The 23,817-nt window shown below is 40.0% G+C and carries 24 protein-coding genes and 1 pseudogene; 14 read left to right on the top strand and 11 right to left on the bottom strand.

Translation table 11 applies throughout. The annotated features are described in order from the left end of the window. Positions 1 to 431: pseudogene (locus HDF25_RS11890) on the bottom strand (pseudouridylate synthase); the annotation flags it as partial. Positions 432 to 725: 294 nt separating this feature from the next. Here HDF25_RS11890 and HDF25_RS11895 point away from each other — a divergent pair. Together HDF25_RS11895 and HDF25_RS11900 are read left to right on the top strand one after the other, a co-directional pair. Continuing rightward, the gene (locus tag HDF25_RS11895; RefSeq protein ID WP_260409365.1) at positions 726 to 1,433 is read left to right on the top strand and encodes a lytic transglycosylase domain-containing protein; all 708 of its coding nucleotides are present in this window, start codon (positions 726 to 728) and stop codon (positions 1,431 to 1,433) included. A gap of 166 nt (positions 1,434 to 1,599) precedes the next feature. After that, positions 1,600 to 3,051, top strand: a complete 1,452-nt coding sequence (locus HDF25_RS11900) for a Gfo/Idh/MocA family oxidoreductase (protein ID WP_184624989.1) — start codon at positions 1,600 to 1,602, stop codon at positions 3,049 to 3,051. Positions 3,052 to 3,155: 104 nt separating this feature from the next. Here the strand turns inward: HDF25_RS11900 and HDF25_RS11905 are convergent, their stop codons facing one another. Continuing rightward, positions 3,156 to 3,566 (bottom strand): DUF2007 domain-containing protein, encoded by a 411-nt coding sequence (locus HDF25_RS11905; protein ID WP_184624990.1) that lies wholly within the window; start codon positions 3,564 to 3,566, stop codon positions 3,156 to 3,158. 454 nt (positions 3,567 to 4,020) lie between these two features. Here HDF25_RS11905 and uvrA point away from each other — a divergent pair, with 454 nt between their 5' ends. Further along, a complete protein-coding gene (uvrA, locus tag HDF25_RS11910) occupies positions 4,021 to 6,864 on the top strand; it encodes an excinuclease ABC subunit UvrA (protein WP_184624991.1) in 2,844 nt (947 codons plus the stop codon). 12 nt (positions 6,865 to 6,876) lie between these two features. Next, positions 6,877 to 8,373, top strand: coding sequence for an NAD(P)H-hydrate dehydratase (locus HDF25_RS11915; protein WP_260409366.1), 1,497 nt, complete (start codon positions 6,877 to 6,879; stop codon positions 8,371 to 8,373). Here HDF25_RS11915 and HDF25_RS11920 read toward each other — a convergent pair. From HDF25_RS11920 to lipA, 3 genes are read right to left on the bottom strand one after another with little or no spacing between them, the layout of a single operon-like run. Beyond that, on the bottom strand, positions 8,366 to 9,223 hold the full coding sequence (locus HDF25_RS11920) for an anti-sigma factor domain-containing protein (protein ID WP_184624992.1): 858 nt from the start codon (positions 9,221 to 9,223) through the stop codon (positions 8,366 to 8,368). The two genes, HDF25_RS11915 and HDF25_RS11920, sit on opposite strands and share 8 nt — an antisense overlap. 1 nt (position 9,224) lies before the next feature. Further along, entirely contained in the window at positions 9,225 to 9,776 is a 552-nt protein-coding gene (locus HDF25_RS11925; RefSeq protein ID WP_184624993.1) for an RNA polymerase sigma factor, read from the bottom strand. A 44-nt stretch (positions 9,777 to 9,820) separates the two neighbouring features. Next, complete coding sequence (gene lipA, locus HDF25_RS11930; protein WP_184624994.1) at positions 9,821 to 10,705, bottom strand: lipoyl synthase; 885 nt, start codon at positions 10,703 to 10,705, stop codon at positions 9,821 to 9,823. Positions 10,706 to 10,829: 124 nt separating this feature from the next. On the opposite strand from lipA, the gene HDF25_RS11935 reads away from it, so the two are divergent. Further along, the gene (locus tag HDF25_RS11935; protein ID WP_184624995.1) at positions 10,830 to 11,234 is read left to right on the top strand and encodes an OsmC family protein; all 405 of its coding nucleotides are present in this window, start codon (positions 10,830 to 10,832) and stop codon (positions 11,232 to 11,234) included. Here HDF25_RS11935 and ytxJ read toward each other — a convergent pair. The 3 genes from ytxJ to HDF25_RS11950 form a co-directional block, all read right to left on the bottom strand. After that, a complete protein-coding gene (ytxJ, locus tag HDF25_RS11940) occupies positions 11,224 to 11,556 on the bottom strand; it encodes a bacillithiol system redox-active protein YtxJ (protein WP_184624996.1) in 333 nt (110 codons plus the stop codon). The two genes, HDF25_RS11935 and ytxJ, sit on opposite strands and share 11 nt — an antisense overlap. 206 nt (positions 11,557 to 11,762) lie before the next feature. After that, positions 11,763 to 12,254: a 6,7-dimethyl-8-ribityllumazine synthase gene (gene ribH, locus HDF25_RS11945; protein WP_184624997.1), complete on the bottom strand. Its 492-nt coding sequence runs from the start codon at positions 12,252 to 12,254 to the stop codon at positions 11,763 to 11,765. A gap of 71 nt (positions 12,255 to 12,325) precedes the next feature. Continuing rightward, positions 12,326 to 12,997: a tetratricopeptide repeat protein gene (locus tag HDF25_RS11950; protein WP_184624998.1), complete on the bottom strand. Its 672-nt coding sequence runs from the start codon at positions 12,995 to 12,997 to the stop codon at positions 12,326 to 12,328. A gap of 210 nt (positions 12,998 to 13,207) precedes the next feature. On the opposite strand from HDF25_RS11950, the gene recF reads away from it, so the two are divergent. Together recF and HDF25_RS11960 are read left to right on the top strand one after the other, a co-directional pair. After that, positions 13,208 to 14,311, top strand: coding sequence for a DNA replication/repair protein RecF (gene recF, locus HDF25_RS11955; protein ID WP_184625559.1), 1,104 nt, complete (start codon positions 13,208 to 13,210; stop codon positions 14,309 to 14,311). Further along, on the top strand, positions 14,304 to 14,594 hold the full coding sequence (locus HDF25_RS11960; protein WP_184624999.1) for a DUF721 domain-containing protein: 291 nt from the start codon (positions 14,304 to 14,306) through the stop codon (positions 14,592 to 14,594). The genes recF and HDF25_RS11960 overlap by 8 nt, the downstream gene beginning before the upstream one ends. 4 nt (positions 14,595 to 14,598) lie before the next feature. Here HDF25_RS11960 and HDF25_RS11965 read toward each other — a convergent pair whose 3' ends face one another. From HDF25_RS11965 to HDF25_RS11975, 3 genes are all read right to left on the bottom strand, one after another. Beyond that, positions 14,599 to 14,784, bottom strand: a complete 186-nt coding sequence (locus tag HDF25_RS11965) for a hypothetical protein (RefSeq protein ID WP_184625000.1) — start codon at positions 14,782 to 14,784, stop codon at positions 14,599 to 14,601. A 55-nt stretch (positions 14,785 to 14,839) separates the two neighbouring features. Next, positions 14,840 to 15,559 (bottom strand): FKBP-type peptidyl-prolyl cis-trans isomerase, encoded by a 720-nt coding sequence (locus HDF25_RS11970; RefSeq protein ID WP_184625001.1) that lies wholly within the window; start codon positions 15,557 to 15,559, stop codon positions 14,840 to 14,842. 112 nt (positions 15,560 to 15,671) lie between these two features. Further along, on the bottom strand, positions 15,672 to 16,091 hold the full coding sequence (locus HDF25_RS11975; protein WP_184625002.1) for a nucleoside-diphosphate kinase: 420 nt from the start codon (positions 16,089 to 16,091) through the stop codon (positions 15,672 to 15,674). 106 nt (positions 16,092 to 16,197) lie between these two features. On the opposite strand from HDF25_RS11975, the gene HDF25_RS11980 reads away from it, so the two are divergent. From HDF25_RS11980 to HDF25_RS12010, 7 genes are all read left to right on the top strand, one after another. Continuing rightward, a complete protein-coding gene (locus tag HDF25_RS11980; protein WP_184625003.1) occupies positions 16,198 to 17,208 on the top strand; it encodes a DHH family phosphoesterase in 1,011 nt (336 codons plus the stop codon). Positions 17,209 to 17,313: 105 nt separating this feature from the next. Continuing rightward, complete coding sequence (locus HDF25_RS11985; protein WP_184625004.1) at positions 17,314 to 18,306, top strand: FKBP-type peptidyl-prolyl cis-trans isomerase; 993 nt, start codon at positions 17,314 to 17,316, stop codon at positions 18,304 to 18,306. A gap of 69 nt (positions 18,307 to 18,375) precedes the next feature. Continuing rightward, entirely contained in the window at positions 18,376 to 19,143 is a 768-nt protein-coding gene (locus tag HDF25_RS11990) for a TatD family hydrolase (protein ID WP_184625005.1), read from the top strand. Positions 19,144 to 19,149: 6 nt separating this feature from the next. Beyond that, entirely contained in the window at positions 19,150 to 20,166 is a 1,017-nt protein-coding gene (locus HDF25_RS11995) for an asparaginase (RefSeq protein ID WP_184625006.1), read from the top strand. Between the two features lie 141 nt (positions 20,167 to 20,307). Next, entirely contained in the window at positions 20,308 to 21,723 is a 1,416-nt protein-coding gene (locus HDF25_RS12000; RefSeq protein WP_184625007.1) for an MBL fold metallo-hydrolase, read from the top strand. A 7-nt stretch (positions 21,724 to 21,730) separates the two neighbouring features. Next, entirely contained in the window at positions 21,731 to 22,696 is a 966-nt protein-coding gene (locus HDF25_RS12005; protein ID WP_184625008.1) for a YpdA family putative bacillithiol disulfide reductase, read from the top strand. An 82-nt stretch (positions 22,697 to 22,778) separates the two neighbouring features. Further along, positions 22,779 to 23,750, top strand: coding sequence for a polyprenyl synthetase family protein (locus HDF25_RS12010; protein WP_184625009.1), 972 nt, complete (start codon positions 22,779 to 22,781; stop codon positions 23,748 to 23,750). Positions 23,751 to 23,817 lie beyond the last annotated feature (67 nt).

A 23,817-nucleotide genomic window follows, 5' to 3' on the forward strand; every position in this document is an offset into this window, starting at 1 on the left:
TCTTTAGCATCGCCATCTCTTCCGGCTCTTGGTCTGAAACTACCTTCTCCGTCTCTTGGAGGTCTTGCTTTGAAATCTTTAGCATCACCGTCTCTGCCGGCTCTTGGTCTGAAACTACCTTCTCCGTCTCTTGGAGGTCTTGCTTTGAAGTCTTTAGCATCGCCATCTCTTCCGGCTCTTGGTCTGAAACTACCTTCTCCGTCTCTTGGAGGTCTTGCTTTGAAATCTTTAGCATCACCGTCTCTACCGGCTCTTGGTCTGAAATTATCTTTTCCAGCACCAAACTTAGTTTTATCGTTCCCCTCTTTATCTCCAAACTTGCTTTTGCCTTTGTAAGAACTATCTGTTCCACTACGGCTCTTTCCTGTTGTGCTTCGGTTTCCCGGTTTGGACTTGTCATCCCGACTGTTCCTGTTGTTGTTATTTGTCATGATACGCTGTTAACCACATAATTAATGCGGGGTGCAAATTTAATAAAAATCGCGCAATTCGTCATTTATATTTTTAATCAGGGTGTTGAAAATAAAATCATGGCCTATTGGTGTTTAAACCTCGATTTTATCTCTTGTTTGTGTAAAAGCTTGATATTTAGGTAAATATATTGTACGTTTGCAGGCTGTTTATAATTATTAACCAAAAAAAGGAGGAAAATGATAAAGAAACACATAATAACATGTTCAGTAATTTTAGGATTATTGGTTATGGCAAAAGTGTTTGCTTACAACATGCCCCAAGCATTTAGAAGTCAAAAAAAAGTAAATAACACCACTACAAAAAGTATTACCACTACTACCACTACAATCACAGAAGAGCCTGTTAATCTGCTGGCTCAGCTAAATTTCGCAGAAGAATCTTTACCTCTGGGTGACATCAGGGTGGAGCAAAAAATGAAAAGGGTTCTTGCTGGGTTTAACTACAGTAACATTCAAACAAATCGTTTACATAGAATGGCCGCAGAATGGTTTCCTGTTATAGAACCAATTCTGGCTGCATATGGTATCCCTGATGATTTTAAATACATGCCCCTTGTTGAATCAGGTTTGCAGGGTGGAATGTCTCCCAAAGGTGCAAATGGATTCTGGCAGTTTATGCCGGGCACTGCAAGAACTTATGGGCTAAAAGTAAATTCAGAAGTTGATGAGCGTAAGAACTTACGTAAATCAACTATCGCTGCCTGCAAATACATCAAAGAATTATATGGTGTTTTTGAGAGCTGGACGCTGGTAGCTGCTGCTTACAATGTGGGTGACAACCACATGAGGAAACAGATCGACAGACAAAATCAGGATAATTATTTCAAAATGAAACTTAACCGGGAAACCGGAGGGTATGTTTATAAGCTCATTTCTATGAAACAGATTATTACCGATCCTGTACGTTATGGTTACCGTCCTTCGAAAGGAATATTGGCGCTGAATACGAACAGAGAGTAAAAACGATACTGAATTATCATAAAAAAAGCCGGCAAATTTGCCGGCTTTTTTTATGATAAAATTTTATCTGACGAATTAATAATTCTTTTACTTTCATTTAATTCAGATAGGATTCTGGCGTAATTCAAAACGTATATATTTAGCGAGTTTAAAAACTGAACTCCTAATGAAAATAGTTACACGAATAGTTTTAATCGGTATTGGCCCTCATTCCAAACGCGTATATCTGCCGGCACTGGCAAATCTGAAAGAAAAGTTCCAGGTGGAGGTCTCCCTGGCGGTAGATGTTAAACCCGAAGAAGAAAAGATAAAGCGACATTTTGAAAAACGTGATTATGCTATAGATACGCTTTTTATCGATCCTTTTACCGGGACTTTACCGGATGATGTCAAAGCGACCTTAACCCACTTTGTGCATGAAAATAAAATAGATGCAGTAATTATTGCCACTGAACCTTCTGTTCATCATACTTATGCCGAGTGGGCCTTAAGTTTAAAATTGCATATCCTAATGGATAAGCCTGTCAGTACGCGTGAAAATGCGGTCTCCGATCTGGCCGAGGCCAATGGAATCCTATCAGATTATCTGCATCTGCTGGAACTTTATAATCATATTCAGGAAGAAAAATCCACTATTTTCTGCGTAAATGTCCAGCGGAGATATCATCCTGGTTTCCAGTATGTGATAGAAAGAATAAAGGAAGTTAGTGAAGCGACCAACTGTCCGGTAACCGGTATTCATTCCAGTCATAGTGACGGCCAGTGGCGCCTTCCTACGGAGATTGTTTTGCAGGATTATCATTCCTATAATAAAGGACATGGAAAGATGTCGCATAGTGGATATCATATATTTGATATGGTCAGCCAGTTTTATAATGCACCGGCAATAGCTGCGAAATTACCTGACACTATGGAGGTGTTCAGTTCCCTGATCCAGCCGGCAGGTTTCATCACGCAGCTTAATGAGCAGGACTATGAAAATTATTTTAATGCTGACTACGAAAAGGTAAAAGTATATGATGATGCGCAACTGATGGAAATGTTTCAGGATTATGGTGAGATTGATGCGAGTATTCTGGTACGCATGCTCAAAGACAAAAAAAACATTGCTAATATAACGATCAACTTGTTACATAACAGTTTCAGCAGAAGAAACTGGCTCAAGCCAGGGGAAGATCTTTATAAAGGAAACGGCCGTGTAAAACATGAATACCATAATATTCAGCAGGGCCCGTTTCAAAATATACAGATCCATTCTTACCAGGCTAAGGATAAACATAAACATAACAGCAAGAGAGATTATAAACCAGGGGGTAATAACCATTTTGATATCTATGTTTTCCGGAACATCGGGATGCTGGGCGGGAAGAAACCATTGGAAATAATCACCATGAAAGATCTTTCAGAGCTGCATAATTTTGATGATTCGAAACTGATGACCGAGCAGGCTAAGACAGCTGTTGTAGAGGAGTTCCTGAATTTTATACAAGGTAAAATTGAGAAGAAGGAGCTAAGGTCAAATATTGACAGTCATCTGGATAGCGTAAAAATGATGGCAGCTTCTTATTTGTCTCATATCAGTCAGAAAGCAGGAAATAACCCGGTTGTAAGTATTTAAAAACATGCTCATGTCATAACTCTGTTTTAGAGATAGCCTATACCCGTGATTCATAAAACGGGATAGGCTATTCAAAGAAAAGTGATTTCTATAGAATGGCATGGTTAATACTCATAAAAACAATCGAAACAGTGATGAACTTTTCTTACGTAAAAGGGGTAAACAAATAAGGCAAATGAAATCAATATAGTCAGAATGCCGAATCTTTTTTTAGTGGCCTGAACGTATCCGACATGATGTGATCCGCAATTCGGACAGATCATTTCTCCTGCTTCTTCTCCAGTAGTTTCTAAAGCAGGAACCTTCTCTTCAAGTATACCTCTCGCCAAATCTGCATCTCTTTCAAAAAGATGTAGTTTAACACCGCCCAAAGCTTGTGTATATAGAGGGTTGATAGTAACCATGTTTTCGTCAGATAAAAAACACTGGATCCCAGAGTCCATTAATCTTGATTTTACAATATTAGCTTCTATAGGGTTATAAAAGGTTTCGAATACAATGATTTTGTCCTGCATTATTTGATGTTCAAGGTGCTTGTTCTTATCTAAATCTTTACGCTTTGGCTCAGTTTCCTTGATTCGAGCCAATTATTAAGGCCTGAGATAAGCAAATGTACGCATTACATAAACACTTCGGTAGACATCTGTTTCCTGGTGTAAACGAACTTATTAGAAAGAAGTTGAGGAATTGTGGTATGTAGTTTATTCTTTCATTAGTTTGGTTTTTTAGTTTGTTATGTAGTTTTTATCTCTCTTCTAAACATCAAACTGCTTTCTATCAATCAGAAAACAAGAAATAACCCGGTTGTAAGTATTTAAAAACATGCTCATGTCATAACTCTGTTTTAGAGATAGCCTATACCCGTGATTAATAAAACGGGATAGGCTATTAAAAGAAAAATGGGTACTTTTGTGGCTGCAAATTTGCTTTCTTTATTTCAAAGATTTCAATAGCGTTTTTTAGATACATATGAGCAAAAATACCATCGACCTGGGTGAACAAAAAGATGTTGAAGTATACGGTGCAAGGGTTCACAACCTTAAAAACATAGACATTTCTTTTCCGCGGAACCAACTGGTTGTGATAACCGGTTTAAGTGGCAGTGGCAAATCTTCTCTGGCATTTGATACTATTTACGCAGAAGGACAGAGACGTTACATGGAAACTTTCAGTGCTTATTCCCGTCAGTTTATGGGAGGGATGGAAAGACCTGATGTAGATAAAGTATCGGGCTTAAGTCCGGTAATTGCCATTGAACAAAAAACAACGAGTAAAAACCCAAGATCTACGGTAGGTACGATTACGGAAATCTATGATTTCATGCGTCTGCTTTATGCCCGTACTGCCGATGCTTTCTCTTATAACACAGGAGAGAAAATGGAGCGGATGAGCGAAGACCAGATCCTGAATAATATTTACAATAAATACGAAGGGATTGCTGTCAATATTCTTGCCCCTGTAGTTAAAGGACGGAAAGGGCACTATCGTGAGTTATTTGAACAGATCCGTAAGCAGGGATATGTTAAAGTCCGTATTGACGGTGAAATACAGGACCTGACTGCCAAAATGCAGGTTGACAGATATAAAATCCATGATATTGAGATTGTGATTGACCGTTTACTGGTAGACAGGAATGACCATAAACGACTGATTGATTCTGTGCAGACAGCCATGCGTGCAGGTAAGGGAATTATTAAAATCAGTGATAAGGAGAATAATGTTTCTCATTTCAGCCGGTTTTTAATGTGCCCGACTACAGGGATATCTTACGATGAACCACAGCCAAACAGTTTTTCTTTTAACTCTCCTTATGGGGCCTGTGAACGCTGTGATGGTCTGGGGTATATTTTTGTCGTAGACAGGGACTCGGTTATCCCTAATCCGAAACTGAGTATCATGAACGGCGGACTTGCACCACTGGGCGAGTACCGGGATATCTGGATGTTCCAGGTGATCAAGGCCCTGGCTAAAAAATATAATTTCACGCTGTCCACGCCTATAGAAAAACTGGGAGAGGAAAATATCAATATCCTGCTTAACGGAAGTCCGGATTTGCTTTCTGTTGCTGTAGAATACAACAAATGGAATGTGCAGAACTACCAGATTACCTTTGACGGGATTATCAAGTTACTGGAAGAGCAGAACGAGAAGAAAGGTGAAGGTGCTGTAGATGATATGGAGAACTTCCGTAAACTGAAGACCTGTCCTTCCTGTAATGGCGCAAGACTGAAAAAAGAAAGCCTGCACTTTAAAGTGGATGGTAAAAACATATTTGAACTGGCAGAAATGGATATTAACAGTCTGAAAGACTGGTTTAATGACGTGGAAAGCCGTTTGAACGAAAGACAAAATACAATTGCCAAAGAAATCCTGAAAGAAATCAGAACCAGGCTGGGCTTCCTGACTGATGTAGGACTGAATTATCTTTCACTGGATAGAACGGCACGTACCTTATCTGGAGGAGAAGCGCAAAGGATCCGTCTGGCGACACAAATTGGTTCACAGCTGATGAATGTCATGTACATTCTGGATGAGCCAAGTATCGGGCTTCACCAGCGTGACAATGAACGGCTGATCGGCGCACTGAAAAATCTGCGTGACCTTGGAAATACTGTACTGGTTGTAGAGCACGATAAGGATATGATCCTGGAAGCTGATTATGTGATAGATGTTGGTCCTGCGGCTGGTCTGCATGGCGGACAGATTGTTGCCGAAGGAACACCAGCTGAGATTCTGAAGTCAAAAACGCTGACTGCTGCTTATCTGAATGGCGAGAAAGAGATAGCCGTACCTTCAAAAAGAAGAAAAGGCAATGGACATAAATTATCTATCGTTAAAGCCAGCGGACATAACCTGAAAGAAGTTTCAGTAGATTTTCCATTGGGCAAATTTATCGCTGTAACCGGGGTTTCGGGAAGTGGTAAATCAAGTCTGATCACTGAAACATTATATCCGATCTTAAACCATCATTTCTTCAGGGCAAAAAAACATCCTTTACCGTATGAGAAAATCAACGGGATCAAGGAGATTGATAAAGTTATTGAAATTGATCAGGCACCTATTGGGAGAACACCGAGGTCAAACCCATCAACTTATACAGGTGTTTTTTCTGATATCCGGAATTTATATGTCCAGTTACCGGAAGCCAAAATAAGAGGGTATAAACCTGGCCGTTTCTCTTTTAACGTGAAAGGCGGAAGATGTGAAACCTGTCAGGGCGCAGGAATGAAAGTGATTGAGATGAATTTTCTTCCTGACGTGCATGTTCCTTGTGAAGAATGTGGTGGCAGGAGATATAACAGGGAAACCCTTGAAGTGCGTTACAGAGGTAAATCGATTAGTGATGTACTGGATATGAGTATAGAGGATGCCTGTGTGTTTTTTGAAAATATGCCTGTCATCTACCGGAAAATTAAAACTTTAAAAGATGTTGGTTTAGGTTATATCACGTTGGGTCAATCTTCTACGACACTGTCGGGTGGTGAAGCGCAGCGGGTTAAACTGGCAACGGAATTATCTAAAAAAGATACGGGAAAAACTTTTTATATCCTGGATGAGCCAACAACCGGTCTTCATTTTGAAGATATCAACGTGTTATTGGGTGTATTAAATGAATTGGTAGACAGAGGAAATACAGTGCTGGTTATTGAACATAACCTCGATGTGGTAAAGGTGGCAGACTGGGTAATTGATTTAGGAGAAGAAGGGGGTGCCGGTGGTGGAAGAATTATTTTTGAAGGTACACCCGAAGGTCTGATCCAGAATCCTATCAGTCTGACCGGCAAATTCCTGAAGAAAGAAATGAAACACTAACCTAATTACGCTATGCAGAATCTGCTTAATCAGGAACAAATGCGTTTGGCAGACGCATTTACGATTAAAGACAAACGTATAACCTCGATAGAATTAATGGAGGATGCAGCTACTGCTTTTGCCGGAGAATTTCTCAGAGAGTTTAGTGACAAGGAAGCGGCTATAGCTATCTTGTGTGGTAAAGGCAATAATGGTGCTGATGGACTGGCTGTTGCCAGGATCCTTAAAGATTATGGGTATGACCATTTATCGGTGTATCTGTTTGATTTTTCTGCCAAAGAAACCGAAGATTACAAGACTAATCTGAATCGGCTGAAGGAGATGTGGTTTCCTTTAACCACAGTGAAGACTGTCGAAGAACTGAAAAAAATCAGTCAGGGGGTTATTATAGATGCTGTTTTAGGATCGGGTTTAAATAAGCCGCTTAGCGGTATCTATCTTGAAGTAGCCACCTGTATCAATAATCTGAACCGTAAAGTTATTGCCATAGATGTTCCTACAGGATTTCCGGCAGAGGGGGTGCTTGATGAAACCTATAACTATATCAAAGCTGATCTGGTCATCTGTTTTCAGCGACCAAAAATCAATTTCTTTTTTCCTGAATCGGCGGGGGCACTAAAAAGATTTAAGACTGTTCAGATCGGATTGGATGAGGATTTTATTGAACGCCAGGATTCTCCATATAAATTACTGGATGAAGGGGATATTAAGATCCTGGTTAAACCGCGGGAGCCTTTTACACATAAAGGAACCTACGGACATGCATTGCTTATTGCCGGACAGAAAAAAACGATGGGAGCAGCTTTACTGGCTGCCAGAGCCTGTTTATCGGGAGGTGCAGGGCTAACGACAGTTTCAATTCCTGAAAGTGGGCTGACGGCTTTGAATACATCGCTGCCGGAAGTGATGTATCTGGATAGGGCTGAACTGAACTTTACAGAAGCGGGGTTTGAAAAGTTTAAGGCAATTGCCATCGGACCGGGCCTGGGAACAGGAGCTGAAAGTAAAAAAATACTTGAAGAGCTTTTTAAACTGTCTGTCCCGCTGATTGTAGATGCGGATGCTTTACATCTGCTTGGGGATTATGAAGACTTATTTAAACAACTTCCCGAAGGATCGATACTGACGCCTCATATGAAAGAATTTGATCACTTGTTTGGTGTTCATGATTCATGGTGGGCGCGCCTGGAAACTGCGAGAGATAAGGCTGTGAAATTAAACTGTGTGATCGTCCTTAAAAATCAATATACTTTTATTATTGACCAGAAAGGAAAGGTGAAAATCAATTCAACGGGTAATCCGGCAATGGGACAAGGTGGAATGGGGGATGTACTGACAGGATTAATAGCCTCTTTCCTTGCACAAGGTTATCAGGCCGATCAGGCCGCTTATCTGTCCTGTTATTTACATGGACAGTCTGGTGATGATCTGGCCAAAAATAGGGTTTCAGTAACCGCTTCGGCAGTAGCTGATCATGTTTCTGAAGTACTTAAACGATTAATTATATAGAGACACCGCCCATTGCAACCATCTTTTCCATGGTTGGGCTTATACTGCCACCACGTTTTTCAAGGGTTACCGCAAAGGCCTGTGCATTTCCAACTTCTTTCATGGTTACCAATAGTTTCTTAGGTTCTGCTGTAGCGTCAAATACGCCGAGATCAACCGGTTTACCATTGACAATGGCCCATAACTGATACTGGTGGTCTGCATCATTTTTAGGCAGTGCCATTTTGGTATTGTCGACCATCACATGCTGGCCTTTTTTGTGCCAGTACACCATCATATTGGCCTGTGGAGAGATTTTGGTTCCGGCAAGCTTAACCAGTGTCCAGGTTGGGTCGGAAGAAATAGCTGCGATTTCCTGCAAATCTTTGTTCTCGCCTTTCATGAAACTTACTGTTGCAGCAAACTTCTCTTTATCAAGACTGAGTGAAGCAATCTGCTGATTGGCAGTATTTAATTTATCATGTGCCGAATAAAGTGCAACAGTACTTACGACAAGTAATCCGATGCAGGCTACCAAGGCAAATCTTAATAGTTTGATGGTTGAAGCAGATTTATCTGGTGTTAGCTGAACAATCTTAGCTTCCGGAGCAGGTGCAGAAACAGTTTCCTTTATAACAGGCTCCTCAGCGAGGATCTTTTCAAAGATCTGTTTGTCAAGACCGGCTGTGGGTTGCATCGCATGTTTGATTGCATATTGTTCCATAGCAATTTCAATGGCACTGATTTCGCCTTTTATTTCAGGGTACTTAGCTGCCATTTCCTCTACCTCACGTTGCTCATGAGCATTCAACTGCCCAAGAACATAAAGTTCAAGTATGCCTGTTTCGATATATGCCTTTGATTCTTCCACCTTAGTTAAAATACTTTCTTAATTCCATAATAGCCATTCTGATCCGGGTTTTGACCGTTCCTAATGGTAAATTCAACTCCTCTGCAGCTTCCACATGGGTATAGCCTTTAAAATAGACCATATCCAACACACTATTGAATTCGGGTTTAAGCGCAGTCACCATATCCTTTAATCCCATTGTATCCGCATTAAGAGTGATCTCTTTTTGCGCGTCAATGAAATCTACGTTATTTTCAATGTCTTGGTTTTTAGTAGCATTCCTGAAGTCTTTGGATCGGATTTTATCGATTGCGAGGTTACGGGCAATGTTGACCATCCAGGTAAATAAACGACCTTTACTGCTATCATAATATTCCGTAGAATTCCAGATTTTAATAAAAGTATCCTGCAATAAATCCTCTGCTATTTCGGTATGCTGTACAATTCTTGAAATTACACCTAACAGTGAACCTGAATACATATCGTATAAAGCCTGGATAGCTATAGTTTCGCGACCTTTAAGTGCGCGAACCAGCTCTTCTTCAGTGAGGGATATTTTTTTAGTTGGTGCCAATACTTACTAATATACAGATTGTTTGACAAGTTCAAACATCTTTTTTAGCCGTTAAACTCAAAAAGATGTTTCTCTGCATGGTATGAAGAGCGTACCAGCGGGCCGCTTTCTACATATCTCAGACCTTTAGCTAATCCGATTTCTTTATATTTTGCAAATTGATCAGGGTGGATCCAGTCAACTACTGGATGGTGATTACGTGTTGGCTGTAAGTACTGACCTAAGGTCAGGATATGTACTCCGTTAGCAACCAGGTCATCCATAGCTTCCAGTACGTCGTCCTCAGTTTCTCCCAGGCCAAGCATAATTCCTGTTTTAGTCCTCAGACCAAATTCAGAGATCCTTTTTAAACATTCCAGACTTCTGTCATATTTTGCCTGAACACGTACTTGTTTGGTTAAACGGCGAACGGTTTCGATATTGTGTGACATCACTTCAGGACGCTCTTCCAGTACACGGTAAAGGTTATCCCATATACCTCTGAAATCAGGAATCAATGTTTCCAGGGTAGTCTCAGGGCTTTCTCTGCGGATAGCCTGTAAAGTTTCTGCCCAGATAATTGATCCGCCATCTTTTAAATCATCCCTGTCAACGGAAGTAATTACGCAGTGTTTGACCTGCATTAATTTAACCGAATTAGCGACGCGGTTAGGTTCGTCAGTATCTACGGCCTTTGGTCTGCCTGTGGCAACTGCACAAAATGAGCAGGAGCGTGTACAGATATTACCCAGGATCATGAATGTTGCAGTCCCTGCACCCCAGCACTCTCCCATATTAGGGCAGTTACCACTTTCACAAATGGTATGCAGTTTATGAGTATCTACAAGGCTACGCACTTGTGCATATTCTTTACCTACAGGAAGCTTAACTCTAAGCCAGTCTGGTTTACGTTGTATTGGGTTTGCTGAAACAACCGGAAGTTCGATCATGGAGCAAAGTTAAGCAATAGGTTTGAATTGTTATAAACATGAAATGTATTCCGGGTGTAATGTTATGCTTAAAAGCGTTGAATTGATAAATAATAAATGCTAACCTTGTATTAAATAATTCAATATGGCAACTTCAAAAATAACTTATAACGGAGGGCTGAGAACCAGCTCTGTTCATTTACGTTCCGGAAATGAAATCATTACGGATGCACCTGTAGATAATAAAGGAAAAGGAGAGGCTTTCTCGCCTACAGACCTTCTGGCAACATCATTAGGGAATTGTATGCTGACTATTGTAGGTATTGCAGCTGCGGAGCATGGATTTAACATCGATGGTGCTACCTGTGAGATCACAAAGGTTATGGCAGAAGAGCCCAGAAGAGTAGCAGAGATTATTGCTGCCTTCCAGTTTCCTGCAAATAACTATACGGATAAGGATAAAAAAATTATTGAAAGAGCTGCAAATACCTGTCCGGTATTTTACAGTCTTCACCCTGATCTGAAGAAAACAGTTTCTTTTAACTATTAATCAGTTCGGCTACTTCGTCTGCTGAGATGTCACTATGAGAAGCATCCAGTACGCAGTCTCCGTCTTTGATTAACAGGATCTGAGGGGATTCATGATGAACCTGAAATGTTTCAGCTATCTGTGCAGAGATTGCACGGTGGCTGATCAGGTCAAGGAAATAAAGATTTGTTCCGGCAGGAATGGCATCCCAATCCATTTCGAAACGTCTTTTAGCCATCGAACTCACTGAACAACGGGTGCTGTGTTTGAAAATTAAACTATAACCCGCCTGCGTTTTTATGTCACTGATCTGATCTGGATCAGTAATGTTCTTCCACTCCATCAAATTTGTATTTTAAATTATATTCGGCTTATTTTCTCCGGCTGCCTTTGGGATACGAACTGTATGCCGGGCAGATACGGTTAGAACAAGACTCTAAAATTGTGATTGCGAAGAATACTCCCAGCAATACTATCGTTATCTTTTTCATCGGTATATTTTTTTCCTACGCTAATCTACACTATTCCGGAAAAAAAAGCAATCGCTTATTACGCTGTTTCCAGTAAATGAGCCATTTTTATTGCTGTAATCGCCGCTTCATCACCTTTGTTACCATGTTTACCACCAGATCTGTCCAGTGCCTGCTGTAAATCGTTGGTTGTCAATACCCCGAAAATAACAGGTTTACTGTATTTAATCCCTACTTGTGTTACCCCATTAGCAACGGCATCACAGATGAAATCAAAATGTTTGGTCTCACCCTGAATCACACAACCCAGACAAATCACTGCATGAAGGTCAGCATGTTTCTTTAATAAAATCTCTGCTGCACCGGTTAATTCAAAACTTCCCGGAACGGCTATAGAAGTAATATTCTCTTCTTTAACACCATGTTTTAACAGTGTTTCTAAAGCGCCTTTATAAAGACTTCCTGTTACGTCTGCATTCCATTCTGCCACTGCGATTGCAATTTTATAAGCACCACCATCAGGTACAGTAGTATGAGAGAAGTCGGACAGGTTTTTTAATTGTGTTGCCATAGTGCAAAGGTAAGTATTAAAACAAAAAAAGGCCTGCATAAAATGCAGGCCCTTGTCAAATTTTGCAAATTTTATTTTCCTTGTGCAGCTGTAGCACGGGCGATATATTCGTCGATCATCACAGCTTCCTGGCTTGCAGGGAACTCAGCTTTGATTTTGTTATAGGCCTCTTCTGCATTTTTGAAGTCTTTTTGTGATTCGTAAACCAATCCTAATTTTTTAAGGAACAACGGAGAAGTAAACTTGTTGCTAGATTTATCAGCAGCTTTCTTGTAATAAGTAATTGCCTGGCTGTAATCTTTCAGTTCACTGTAAGCATCACCTAACATACCTAATGCCAGTGGATCTGCTACAGGACTTCCTGTTTCTGAATATTTACCTAAAACCTCAGTTGCTTTTTTGTATTCACCCTTACGTAAATAAATACCACCAAGATACAGATTAGCTAAGTTAGCTGATTTTGTATTGTTGTACTCTTCGGCAATTTTTTCGAATCCCGGGTAACCGGCATCTCCTGAAATAGCTTTGTTAGCCAGAGAATCTACCCCAACATATTGTTCTGCTTTGTACATTTTCGCAGAAGCCTCTTCAGCTCTGCCCTTTAAATATACATTCTGATACCAAAAGTATATGATCACTAATACGATTACCGCTGCGGCAATGAATAAAAGGCTTTTAGAGTTTTCCTCTAGAAATGAACCTTTTCTAACGTTATGATTTACTTCTTTTTCTGTTGTGGACATTTTATTTAAAAAAATTAAGGATTGCAAAAATACATTTTTCGGTTAAAGTATCAACCTCTTTTTCAGTATTTAAATAATTTTTTTAAAGCGGTGTCAATTTAGAACCCGCTGAATTAGATGTGAATAGGATAATCACGGATCGGACAGGATTAAAATAATGATTATTGCACAGGGCAATAAATATAAACGGTAACTTTGCAAGCACATATTATGTGGTTAAAAAACATTACTCTGCTCAACTTCAAGAATTATTCTGATGCTGATTTACGGTTTTCAAAAACGGTAAACGCATTTATAGGAAATAATGGTGCCGGGAAGACAAATTTACTGGACGCCATTCATTATCTGTGTCTTTGCAAGAGTTATTTCAATCCGATTGATAGCCAGCAGATCAAAACTGCGGAAGAGTTATTTATGATCCAGGGCGATTTTGACCGCCAGGAAAAAAATGAGAAGATTACCTGCGGGGTTAAAAAAAACCAGAAGAAACAATTCAAACGGAATAAAAAGGAATATGACAAGCTGGCCAGCCATATCGGTCTTTTTCCATTGGTGATGATTTCGCCTTATGACGTAACCATTATTATGGATGGAAGTGAGGAACGCCGTAAATTCATGGATAATGTGATCTCTCAGACTGATTCGCAATACCTGGATGAGCTGATGTTATATAACAGGCACCTGTTAAACCGGAATGCTTTGTTAAAACAGATAGCGCTTACCCGTCGTTATGATCCGGCGCTGCTGGAAATATTTAATGAACAACTGATCAGCTGCGGGCAAAACATTTTTGCCAAACGCAAGCAGTTTATGATAGATTACATTGAATTATTCAATAAATACTATCACTTCCTGACCGGAGATGCAGAGCAGGTGAGCCTGATTTATCAGTCCCAGCTGAATGAGACTCCGTTTGAAACGTTACTCTCACAGTCTGTAGAAAAGGATAAAGTGCTGGAAAGAACAACTACGGGGATTCATAAGGATGATCTGGTCTTTAGTATCAGCGATATGCCATTGAAGAAATTCGGGTCTCAGGGACAGCAGAAGTCATTCCTGATTGCGTTGAAACTGGCACAATATGCTTATGTAGAAAAATATAAGGGTTTCAAACCGCTGCTGCTGCTTGATGATATTTTTGATAAGCTTGATGAACACCGGATGCACAAACTGATGGAGATGGTTTCTCATCATGATTTCGGACAGATTTTTATTACAGATACGGGGAAAGAAAGAGTGCTGAATATTTTTGATAAGATAAAAGTTCCGGTAACTTTGTTTGAAGTAATTAACGGGGCTGTACAACATGCGTAAACCAAATGATATGACCTTAAAGGACGCCATTTCTAAAATGCTGTCTGTATACAGGTTAAGAGGAAAGTTTGACGAAACAGGCGTGGTAGCGATGTGGCCCGAAATTATGGGTACTGCTATTGGAAACAGGACGACCCAGATTTATATTGCCCATAAAAAATTATTTGTCCGGATCGAATCTTCGGTGATCAAAAACGAACTGCTGATGGTTAGAACCGGCATCATTCAAAAACTGAATGAACGTGCCGGCTCTGAAGTTATTAATGAGATTATATTCCTTTAGGGTTTTAGTTATTCCCACCACCCCCGAATATTTTGCTGAGTACCCAGATAATCAGGGCAAGTATAACCACAATTATAATTATACCAGACCAGACTCCGGCTTTAAATATGCCCTCAATCAATTGACAGCTGCTTAATGTGGTCATCACTAAAGCGACAAGTGCCAGTGGAAGATATCTTTTGCTATTCATAATAGGTTGCTTTATATTTTCAGAACAAACTATTCTCAGAATGGTTTTGGAAATATTACTTAGCGTTTATCTTGATTAATTCAATTTCAAAAATCAATGTACTGTAAGGTGGAATGTCCTGACCGGCTCCACGCTCACCATAAGCCAGGTTAGCAGGGATGAAAAATTTGTATTTTGCGCCCGGGGACATCAGCTGTACACCTTCTGTCCATCCTGGAATAACGTGGTCAAGAGAAATGGAAAGGGGCTCTTTTTTATCGTAAGAACTATCAAACTGTTTTCCGTTCAGTAAGGTACCTTTGTAGTTTACCTGTACGTTATCTGTCGCTGTCGGTTTTTGGCCTGCTCCAGGTGTAATCACCTGGTACTGTAAACCACTGCTGGTAGTTTGTATGCCCGGGGTCTTTTTATTATTGGCCAGGAAGGTATTGCCTTCTGCAATCTGGGTAGCGTATTTAGCCTGGGTAATTCCTTTAAAAAGATTTCCGATAGCCTTCTGTGAGTTTTCCTGGCTTAATAAAGGTGTTTGTCCCTGATAGACATCTTTTAATCCTTTGATCAGTAAATCATAGTTTAAAGTTGTTACACCATTACTTTTCAGGCCCGTAGCCATCGAAAGACCGAAAGCATAACTTGCCGAGTCGGTCAGACTTGTCATTTTTACCGGGGCCACAGCTGTTTTTACTGTTGCTTTTTTTACTGGTTTACGTTTAGTTTGTGCAGTTACCGCATAAGCGCAAAATGGGATAAGGGCGGTAATAAATAATTTCTTCATTAAATTGAATTGGTTTTGTTGTTAATTCAGGTCAATACTTGCCCGGAGGAAAAAATCAGGGCAAAAAATAAGCACCCTTTTGAGGTGCTTAAAAATTCTTGTTTAGCAAAAACTAAAAACGTTCAGCAGCAGTGAAGAAGAAATCTCCTTCGATTGCAGCATTCTCATCCGAATCAGATCCGTGAACAGCATTAGCATCGATAGATTTTGCATATTTCTGACGGATAGTACCTTCAGCTGCTTCAGCTGGGTTTGTAGCACCGATCAGTTTTCTGAAATCTTCTATTGCATTGTCTTTTTCAAGGATCGCAGCTACGATTGGTCCTGAAGACATGAAGCTAACTAAATCACCGTAGAAAGGACGATCTTTGTGAACTTCGTAGAATTTACCAGCAGTCTCAGCTGTTAGTTTAGTGTATTTTAACGCGATGATTTTGAAACCAGCAGCAGTAATATCATTGATAATTGCACCGATATGTCCATTTGCTACTGCATCTGGCTTAATCATTGTAAATGTTCTGTTTGTAGTCATTATAGTGTTATTTGTTTTGCAAAACTACATTTTCTACTGATAATATTAAACATCAAATTTAAACAAGCTCTTAATCATTAAATTATTAGATTTGTAGCGAAAAATTATGCTATCCCTTTCCGAACTTAAAACACTGCTGGCAACGCCGCAGAAAATTGTAATTACGACACACCATAAACCTGATGGCGATGCTATGGGCTCTTCTTTAGGGCTATATGCTTATCTGATCCAGAAAGGCCATCATGTAAAAGTAATTACCCCGACCGACTATCCTTATTTTTTACATTGGCTGCCTAATAACGCTGACGTAATCATTTATACAGAAGCTAAAGAGCAGTCAGAACAACTGGTTGCTGATGCAGCCCTTGTATTTTGTCTGGATTTCAACACACTGAGCCGTATCAATGAACTGGGTGAAGTTATCCGCAGTTCTTCTGCTTATAAGATCATGATTGATCATCACCTGGATCCTGAGGATTTTGATGATTACAGACACTGGAGTATCAACGCCTGTGCAGCAGCCCAGCTGGTTTACGACTTCATTGTCAATGAACTGGATGATGCAGCACTGATGAATAAGGATATTGCAACCTGTTTATACACGGGAATTATGACAGATTCAGGATCTTTCAGATTCCCTTCTGCTACTTCCGAAGTATATCGCATAGGTGCTGATCTGATTGATGCAGGTGCAGAACACTGGCGTATCCACCAGCTGGTCTATGATAATGCAACAGAAAACCGTTTGCGTTTCCTGGGAAATTGTCTGACCAATAAACTGGAAATTATCAGAGAGTTGAATACAGCTATCATCACGGTTACTGCCGAAGAACTCAAACGTTTCAACATTGTTACCGGAGATACTGAAGGCATTGTTAATTATGCACTTTCGATTAACGGGATCAGGCTTGCTGCCTTTATTATTGAACGGACGGATAAAGTTAAATTGTCGCTGCGTTCAACAGGTGATTTTCCAGCTAATGAAATCTGTAAAAAGTATTTCAACGGAGGTGGGCACAGGAATGCTGCCGGTGGATATTCTGACAAAAATCTGGAAGACACAATAGCTTATTTTAAATCTATTCTGCCGGATTACAAAACACTATTATTACAGTAAAAGAAAAAACAATCAAATAAAATTAAGCGTGTAAGCATATATTGTATAAATTGCAGGATTGCCGAAGCGTAATTGAGAAACAAAAAACAACAACTATAAATTCAAATGAAAAAAACATTAGTAATTCTTTTTGCTGCCACACTTGGTTTAGCGGCTTGTAACAACTACAAAAAAGGTCCGGGAGGCCTGATGTATACAATACACAAGACTGAAGGAAAAGACAAAATCGTTGAAGGTGATATCATCAAAATCAATGCAATTCAAAAAACTGAAAAAGATTCAGTAACCAGCAGTACTTATGACATTCAGCAGCCAGCTGTATTCCCTGTATCTAAAAAACAATGGGCAGGAGATATCTCTGACGCTCTAATGTTATTAGCTGAAGGTGACAGTGCGACATTCAAAATTGACCTGGATTCAATGGCTAAATATTCAAATCAGCCGAAACCAGCTACTCAAAAAGATAAATACATGGTTTTCACTGTGAAAATCGAAAAAGTAATGCACAAAGCTAAAGGTGAAGCTGATTCAACTTTCCAGAAAAAAGCTACTGAGTTTTTCCAGAAAGACTTCCAGGCTACTGTTGCTAAACATAAAGCAGCTGAAGGTGGAAAAATCAAAAAATTCATTGAAGAAAACAAACTGAAAGTACAAACTACAGCTTCTGGTTTACAATATGTAATTACAGCTCCTGGTGATGCACAAAGAGCGACACCAACTGATACTTTGATGGTAAACTACACTGGTAAATTACTAACTAAAAAATCAGATGGTAAAGAAAGTATTTTTGATACAAGTATCGAAAAAGTAGCTAAAGAATCAGGTAAATTCAACCCGATGGCAAAATATGGTCCTCGTCCGTTCACCATCGGAAGAGCAATTCCAGGATTTGACGAAGGTTTGAAACTGATTGGTAAAGGTGGAAAAATCACATTGATCATTCCTTCGAGCCTGGCTTATGGTGAAGGCGGAATGCCTCAGGGTGGTATCACTCCATTCTCTCCATTAGCTTTTGAGGTTGAAATCACTGACATCAAAAAACCTACAGGTGCACCTGTAGCTGCGCCGGTTATGACAGCGCCTACAGCTAAAAAATAAGTAAGATTTTAATTTAATGAAGAACCCTGTCCGGATTACCGGACAGGGTTTTTTTATTAACTTTGCTCTATGTTATTAACTGACACACACACGCATTTATATTACGAAACAGAAGAGGAAAAACAGGCTTTACTCTTTCAACGCTGCTTCGAAAATAAGATAGAGCGTTTATTTCTGCCTAATGTAGATATTTCTTCCATTGCTAAAATTGACGATCTGGTTAGCAAATATCCCGATAATTGTTTTGCGATGGCCGGTTTACATCCCTGTGAAGTAAAGGAAGGGTATACTGAAATTCTTGCTGAGATCTATGAAAGTATTGCTGACAGGAAGATTTATGCTATCGGAGAGATCGGCATTGATCTTTACTGGGATAAAAGTACTTTAGCCATACAGCAATTAGCTTTCCTTGAGCAGATCAAATGGGCCAAGGCATTGAAACTTCCTATTGTCATTCACTGCAGAGAAGCTTTTGATGAAGTATTCGAAATACTGGAAGCTGAAAAAGGAGATGAACTGAGAGGAATCCTTCATTGTTTTACAGGTAATCTGGAGCAGGCGAACAAAGCTATAGAACTAGGATTTTATCTGGGAATAGGAGGTGTAGTCACTTATAAAAAAGCAGGGCTGGATGAAGTGCTTTCGCATGTTCCGCTGGAACATCTGGTACTGGAAACGGATTCGCCTTATCTGGCACCGGTGCCTTACAGAGGAAAACCTAACGAAAGCAGTTATCTCATTCATATTGCACAGAAAGTTGCAGATATCTATCATATTCCAGTAGAAAAGGTAGCTGAAGTAACAACAGCTAATTCAATCAAAATATTTAACGTTTAGCTTTACATGACAAAAATTCTCATTATCTATACAGGTGGAACTATCGGTATGGTCAATAATCCTTTAACGGGTTCATTAATTCCTTTTGACTTTGAGCAGATTCAGCAGAATGTGCCCGAACTGGCCCGGTTAAATTATCATCTTTCTGTGCATTCCTTTGATCCGATCCTGGATTCCTCTAATATGGATCCTGTGATCTGGGCGGAGCTGGCCAGGATTATTGAAGAAACCTATGATGAATATGATGGATTTGTTGTGCTGCATGGCTCGGATACGATGGCTTATACTGCTTCTGCATTGAGCTTTATGTTAAAGAACCTGAATAAACCGGTAGTACTTACAGGGTCACAGCTCCCGATAGGAGAGATCCGGACTGATGCCAAAGAAAACTTAATTACGGCACTGGAAATTGTAGCGACCAAGAATAATGGAAAGGCCATGGTACCTGAGGTTTGTATCTATTTCGATTATCAGTTGTTCAGGGGTAACCGTTCGATTAAATATAATTCAGAGAAATTTGAAGCTTTCCAGTCTCCAAATTACCATATCCTTGCCGAGGCAGGAGTGAATCTGTCTTTTTATAATAATTATATCAATGAGCTGCCGCTGGAACCTTTACAGGTTCAGTCAAATTTTAATGCCAATATTGGTGTGTTAAAATTATATCCTGGAATTACTGCCCAGGCAGTACAGGCAATCACCAGGTCTTCTGTAGATGCTATTGTACTGGAAACCTTTGGATCGGGTAATACAACCACTGCTTCCTGGTTTATTGACAGTTTGCAGGAAGCGATCGATCAGGGAAAATTAATTGTTGATATTTCACAGTGCCAGGGTGGTTCTGTTGAACTGGGAAAATATGAAACCAGTAAGAAGCTACAGCAAATGGGGATCATCAGCGGATTTGATATGACATTTGAGGCTACAGTAACTAAATTGATGTACCTGATGGGACAGAATCTGACAAATACTGAAATTGCGTCTTTAATGGAACAATCGCTGAGAGGTGAGTTAACTGTTTAGCATTCGTTTAATTAAAACTACTATTTTTGTATAGTATTGAAGAGATGAAGGATAATTAGCTTACTTTTGAGTCTGGTAATAAATGATGAGGAAGCCGGATGTTTAATCATTCATGGAAGCTTCATAACCGATAAATAACAAATGAAGATAGAGCAGATTTATACAGGCTGTCTGGCAGAGGCCGCCTATTATATAGAGAGTAATGGCGAGGCAGCAATCATTGACCCTTTACGTGAGGTTCAGCCTTATCTTAAAAAGGCAAAATTAGCCGGTGCTACTATAAAATATATTTTCGAAACGCATTTTCATGCAGACTTTGTTTCTGGACATGTTGATCTTGCCCGGCAATCGGGTGCGAAAATTATTTACGGACCAACAGCACAGACAACTTTTGATTCTTATATAGCTGAAGATGGAGAGATCTTTAAAATAGGAGATCTGACCATTCAGGTTTTACATACTCCGGGACATACTCCTGAGTCTACCACTTACCTGTTAAGGGATAAAGAAGGTAAGCCTTATTGTATTTTTACAGGCGACACTTTGTTTATTGGTGATGTAGGCCGGCCTGACCTTGTACAAAAAGGGGCACAGACAGCTGAAGAGATGGCCGGTACATTATACGATTCCCTGCATTCAAAAATTCTTTCTCTACCAGATCAGACCCTGGTTTATCCGGCCCATGGAGCTGGCTCTGCCTGTGGTAAACATATGAGTAAAGAAACATTCGATACACTGGGACATCAGAAAGAAGTTAATTACGCCTTAAAGGCATCCAGCAGAGAAGATTTTATCAGACAGGTAACGGACGGGATTTTACCTCCGCCGCAGTATTTTGCGAAAAATGCAGCAATCAATAAAAATGGTTACGAAAGTTTTGCCCAGGTCAGAGAAAAGGGGTTAATCCCGATGCTTCCTGAAGAATTTGAGGCAACAGTAAATCATGCCGGAGCGCTGATTATCGATACCAGAGACCCTCAGGAATTTGCTAAGTCATTCATTCCTTCTTCTATTAATATTGGTTTAAACGGACAGTTTGCCCCATGGGTTGGTGCCCTGGTGACTGATCTGAAACAACCTTTATTATTGATCGTCGAAGAAGGCAAAGCCGAAGAAGCAATTACGCGTCTGGCAAGAGTTGGTTACGACGAAACTATAGGTTATCTTGAAGGTGGTATCACAGCATGGCTCAACGCAGGTAAGGATGTGGAGAGCATTGACTCTGTCTCTGTGACTGATTTTGAAGAAATAGTCCTGACCCAGCCGGATGTAAAGATACTTGATGTGCGTAAACCAGGCGAATATGAAGCCGGGCATTTAGAATGTACACTTACGCGTCCTTTGGACTATATCAACGACTGGACAGGTGAGATCAGTCCAACGGAAACTTATTATATCCATTGTGCGGGCGGTTACAGATCTATGATTGCTGCTTCTATTTTAAAAGCGCGGGGTGTTGTGAATGTTATCGATGTTCAAGGGGGATATGCCGCTATCCGGTCAACGGCCTTGAAACGTACGGATAGCTCTGCTTCAGCAAAAGAAATCAAACACTGATCAGCTGATGGAAGAATATGATGTACTGATCATTGGTTCAGGTCCTATTGGCATGGCATGTGGTATAGAAGCAAAAAAGGCCGGACTGAGTTATATCATTGTAGAAAAAGGAGCGCTGGTAAACAGTCTGTATAATTACCCTGTTTTTATGACCTTTTTCTCAACTTCTCAGAAACTGGAAATCGGCGGGGTTCCTTTTGTCAGTATCAGTCCTAAACCAAACCGTAATGAAGCTGTAGAATACTATCGCCGGGTGGCAGAAAAATTTGATCTGCAGATCAATCTTTTTGAAAAAGTAGAGGAGGTTCTAAAAACATCAGCATATCATTTTGAAGTTAAAACTTCCAAAAGAAGCTATAAAACCAGAAATGTAATTATATCTACCGGATTTTATGATGTCCCTCTGCTGATGGATATTCCAGGTGAAAACCTGCCAAAAGTTGCACACTATTATAAAGATCCGCATTTATATGCTTTTCAGGATGTCGTTGTGATAGGAGCAAATAATTCTGCGATTGATGCAGCACTTGAAACTTACCGCAAAGGAGCCAGGGTTACTTTAGTTGTCCGGGGCCCGGAAATAGGTTCCTATGTGAAATACTGGGTTCGTCCTGATATAGAAAACAGAATCAAAGAAGGTGAAATCACTGCCTATTTTAATGCGGAAGTTGTCTCTATACAGGAAGATAGTGTAACGATCAGAACACCAGAGAAGACCTTTACCCAGAAGAATGACTTTGTAATTGCCATGACGGGCTATAAACCAGATTTTGGGATGTTGAAAAAGTTAGGTGTGCAGTTGGAAGGTGAATCTTCAGCAACACCGGTCTATAACCCGGAAACGATGGAAACTAATCTTCCCGGGCTGTATCTTGCAGGTGTAGTTTGCGGGGGTATGGATACGCATAAGTGGTTTATTGAAAACTCCAGAGTTCATGCAGAACAGATCTTTAAACACATCACTGAAAAGTAATAAGCGTATTTATCAATTTTAAAATTTCATTAAAGCAGAATTAGCTGAATTTAGTTAAGTTTGCAAATATTTTCAAACCTGAATGCCAGGAATAAATCAGATTAAGAAACCCATAGCCGCAGATATAGCAGTCTTTGAAGAAAAGTTCAAGGCCTCTATGCATAGTGACGCCCCTTTACTGGATCGCATTACGCACTATATTGTGAAGAGAAAAGGTAAGCAGATCAGACCTATGTTTGTTTTTTTTGCCGCTAAACTTTGCGGGGGGATTATCGAATCGACCCACCGCGGTGCCGCACTGGTAGAATTACTGCATACAGCCACACTGGTTCATGATGATGTTGTTGACAATGCCTATGAGCGCAGAGGTTTCTTTTCCATCAATGCCTTATGGAAAAATAAAATTGCTGTACTCGTTGGTGATTACCTGCTGGCTAAAGGCCTGCTGTTATCTGTAAATAATAACGAATTCCGTCTCCTGCAGATTGTCTCTGAAGCCGTAAAGCAGATGAGCGAAGGTGAGTTGTTACAGATTGAAAAGGTACGCAGAATGGATATCAGCGAAGAATTGTATTTTGATGTTATCCGTCAGAAGACAGCCTCCCTGATTGCTTCCTGTTGTGCTTGTGGCGCTGCTTCGGCAGGTGCTGATGATGAAACCATCGAAAAAATGCGGTTATTTGGTGAAAAGGTCGGTATTGCCTTTCAGATTAAAGATGATACTTTTGATTTTGGTACGGATGATGTAGGTAAACCTCTTGGGATAGATATCAAGGAGAAAAAAGTAACCCTCCCATTAATTTATGCCTTAAACAGGGCGGATAAAGCCGAGAAAAAGCGGATGATTAACCTGGTTAAAAACCATAAGGACGAGCCGGCTAAAATACAGGAGATTATTGATTTTGTGAATAGTAAAGAAGGCGTTCATTATGCCACTCAGAAGATGGCACAATATCAGCAGGAAGCATTCGATATTTTATACAGCTTTGAAGAAAGTGAAGCCAGAACCGGGTTAGAGCAATTAGTCCGTTATACGACAGAACGTAAAAAGTAACAAATCCTATACACTACATTTTTATGCGGATATATTTTAATTAAAAGCTTATTTTAATCAAAATATA

It is taken from the genome of Pedobacter cryoconitis (genome assembly GCF_014207135.1).
GTDB lineage: Bacteria > Bacteroidota > Bacteroidia > Sphingobacteriales > Sphingobacteriaceae > Pedobacter > Pedobacter cryoconitis_D.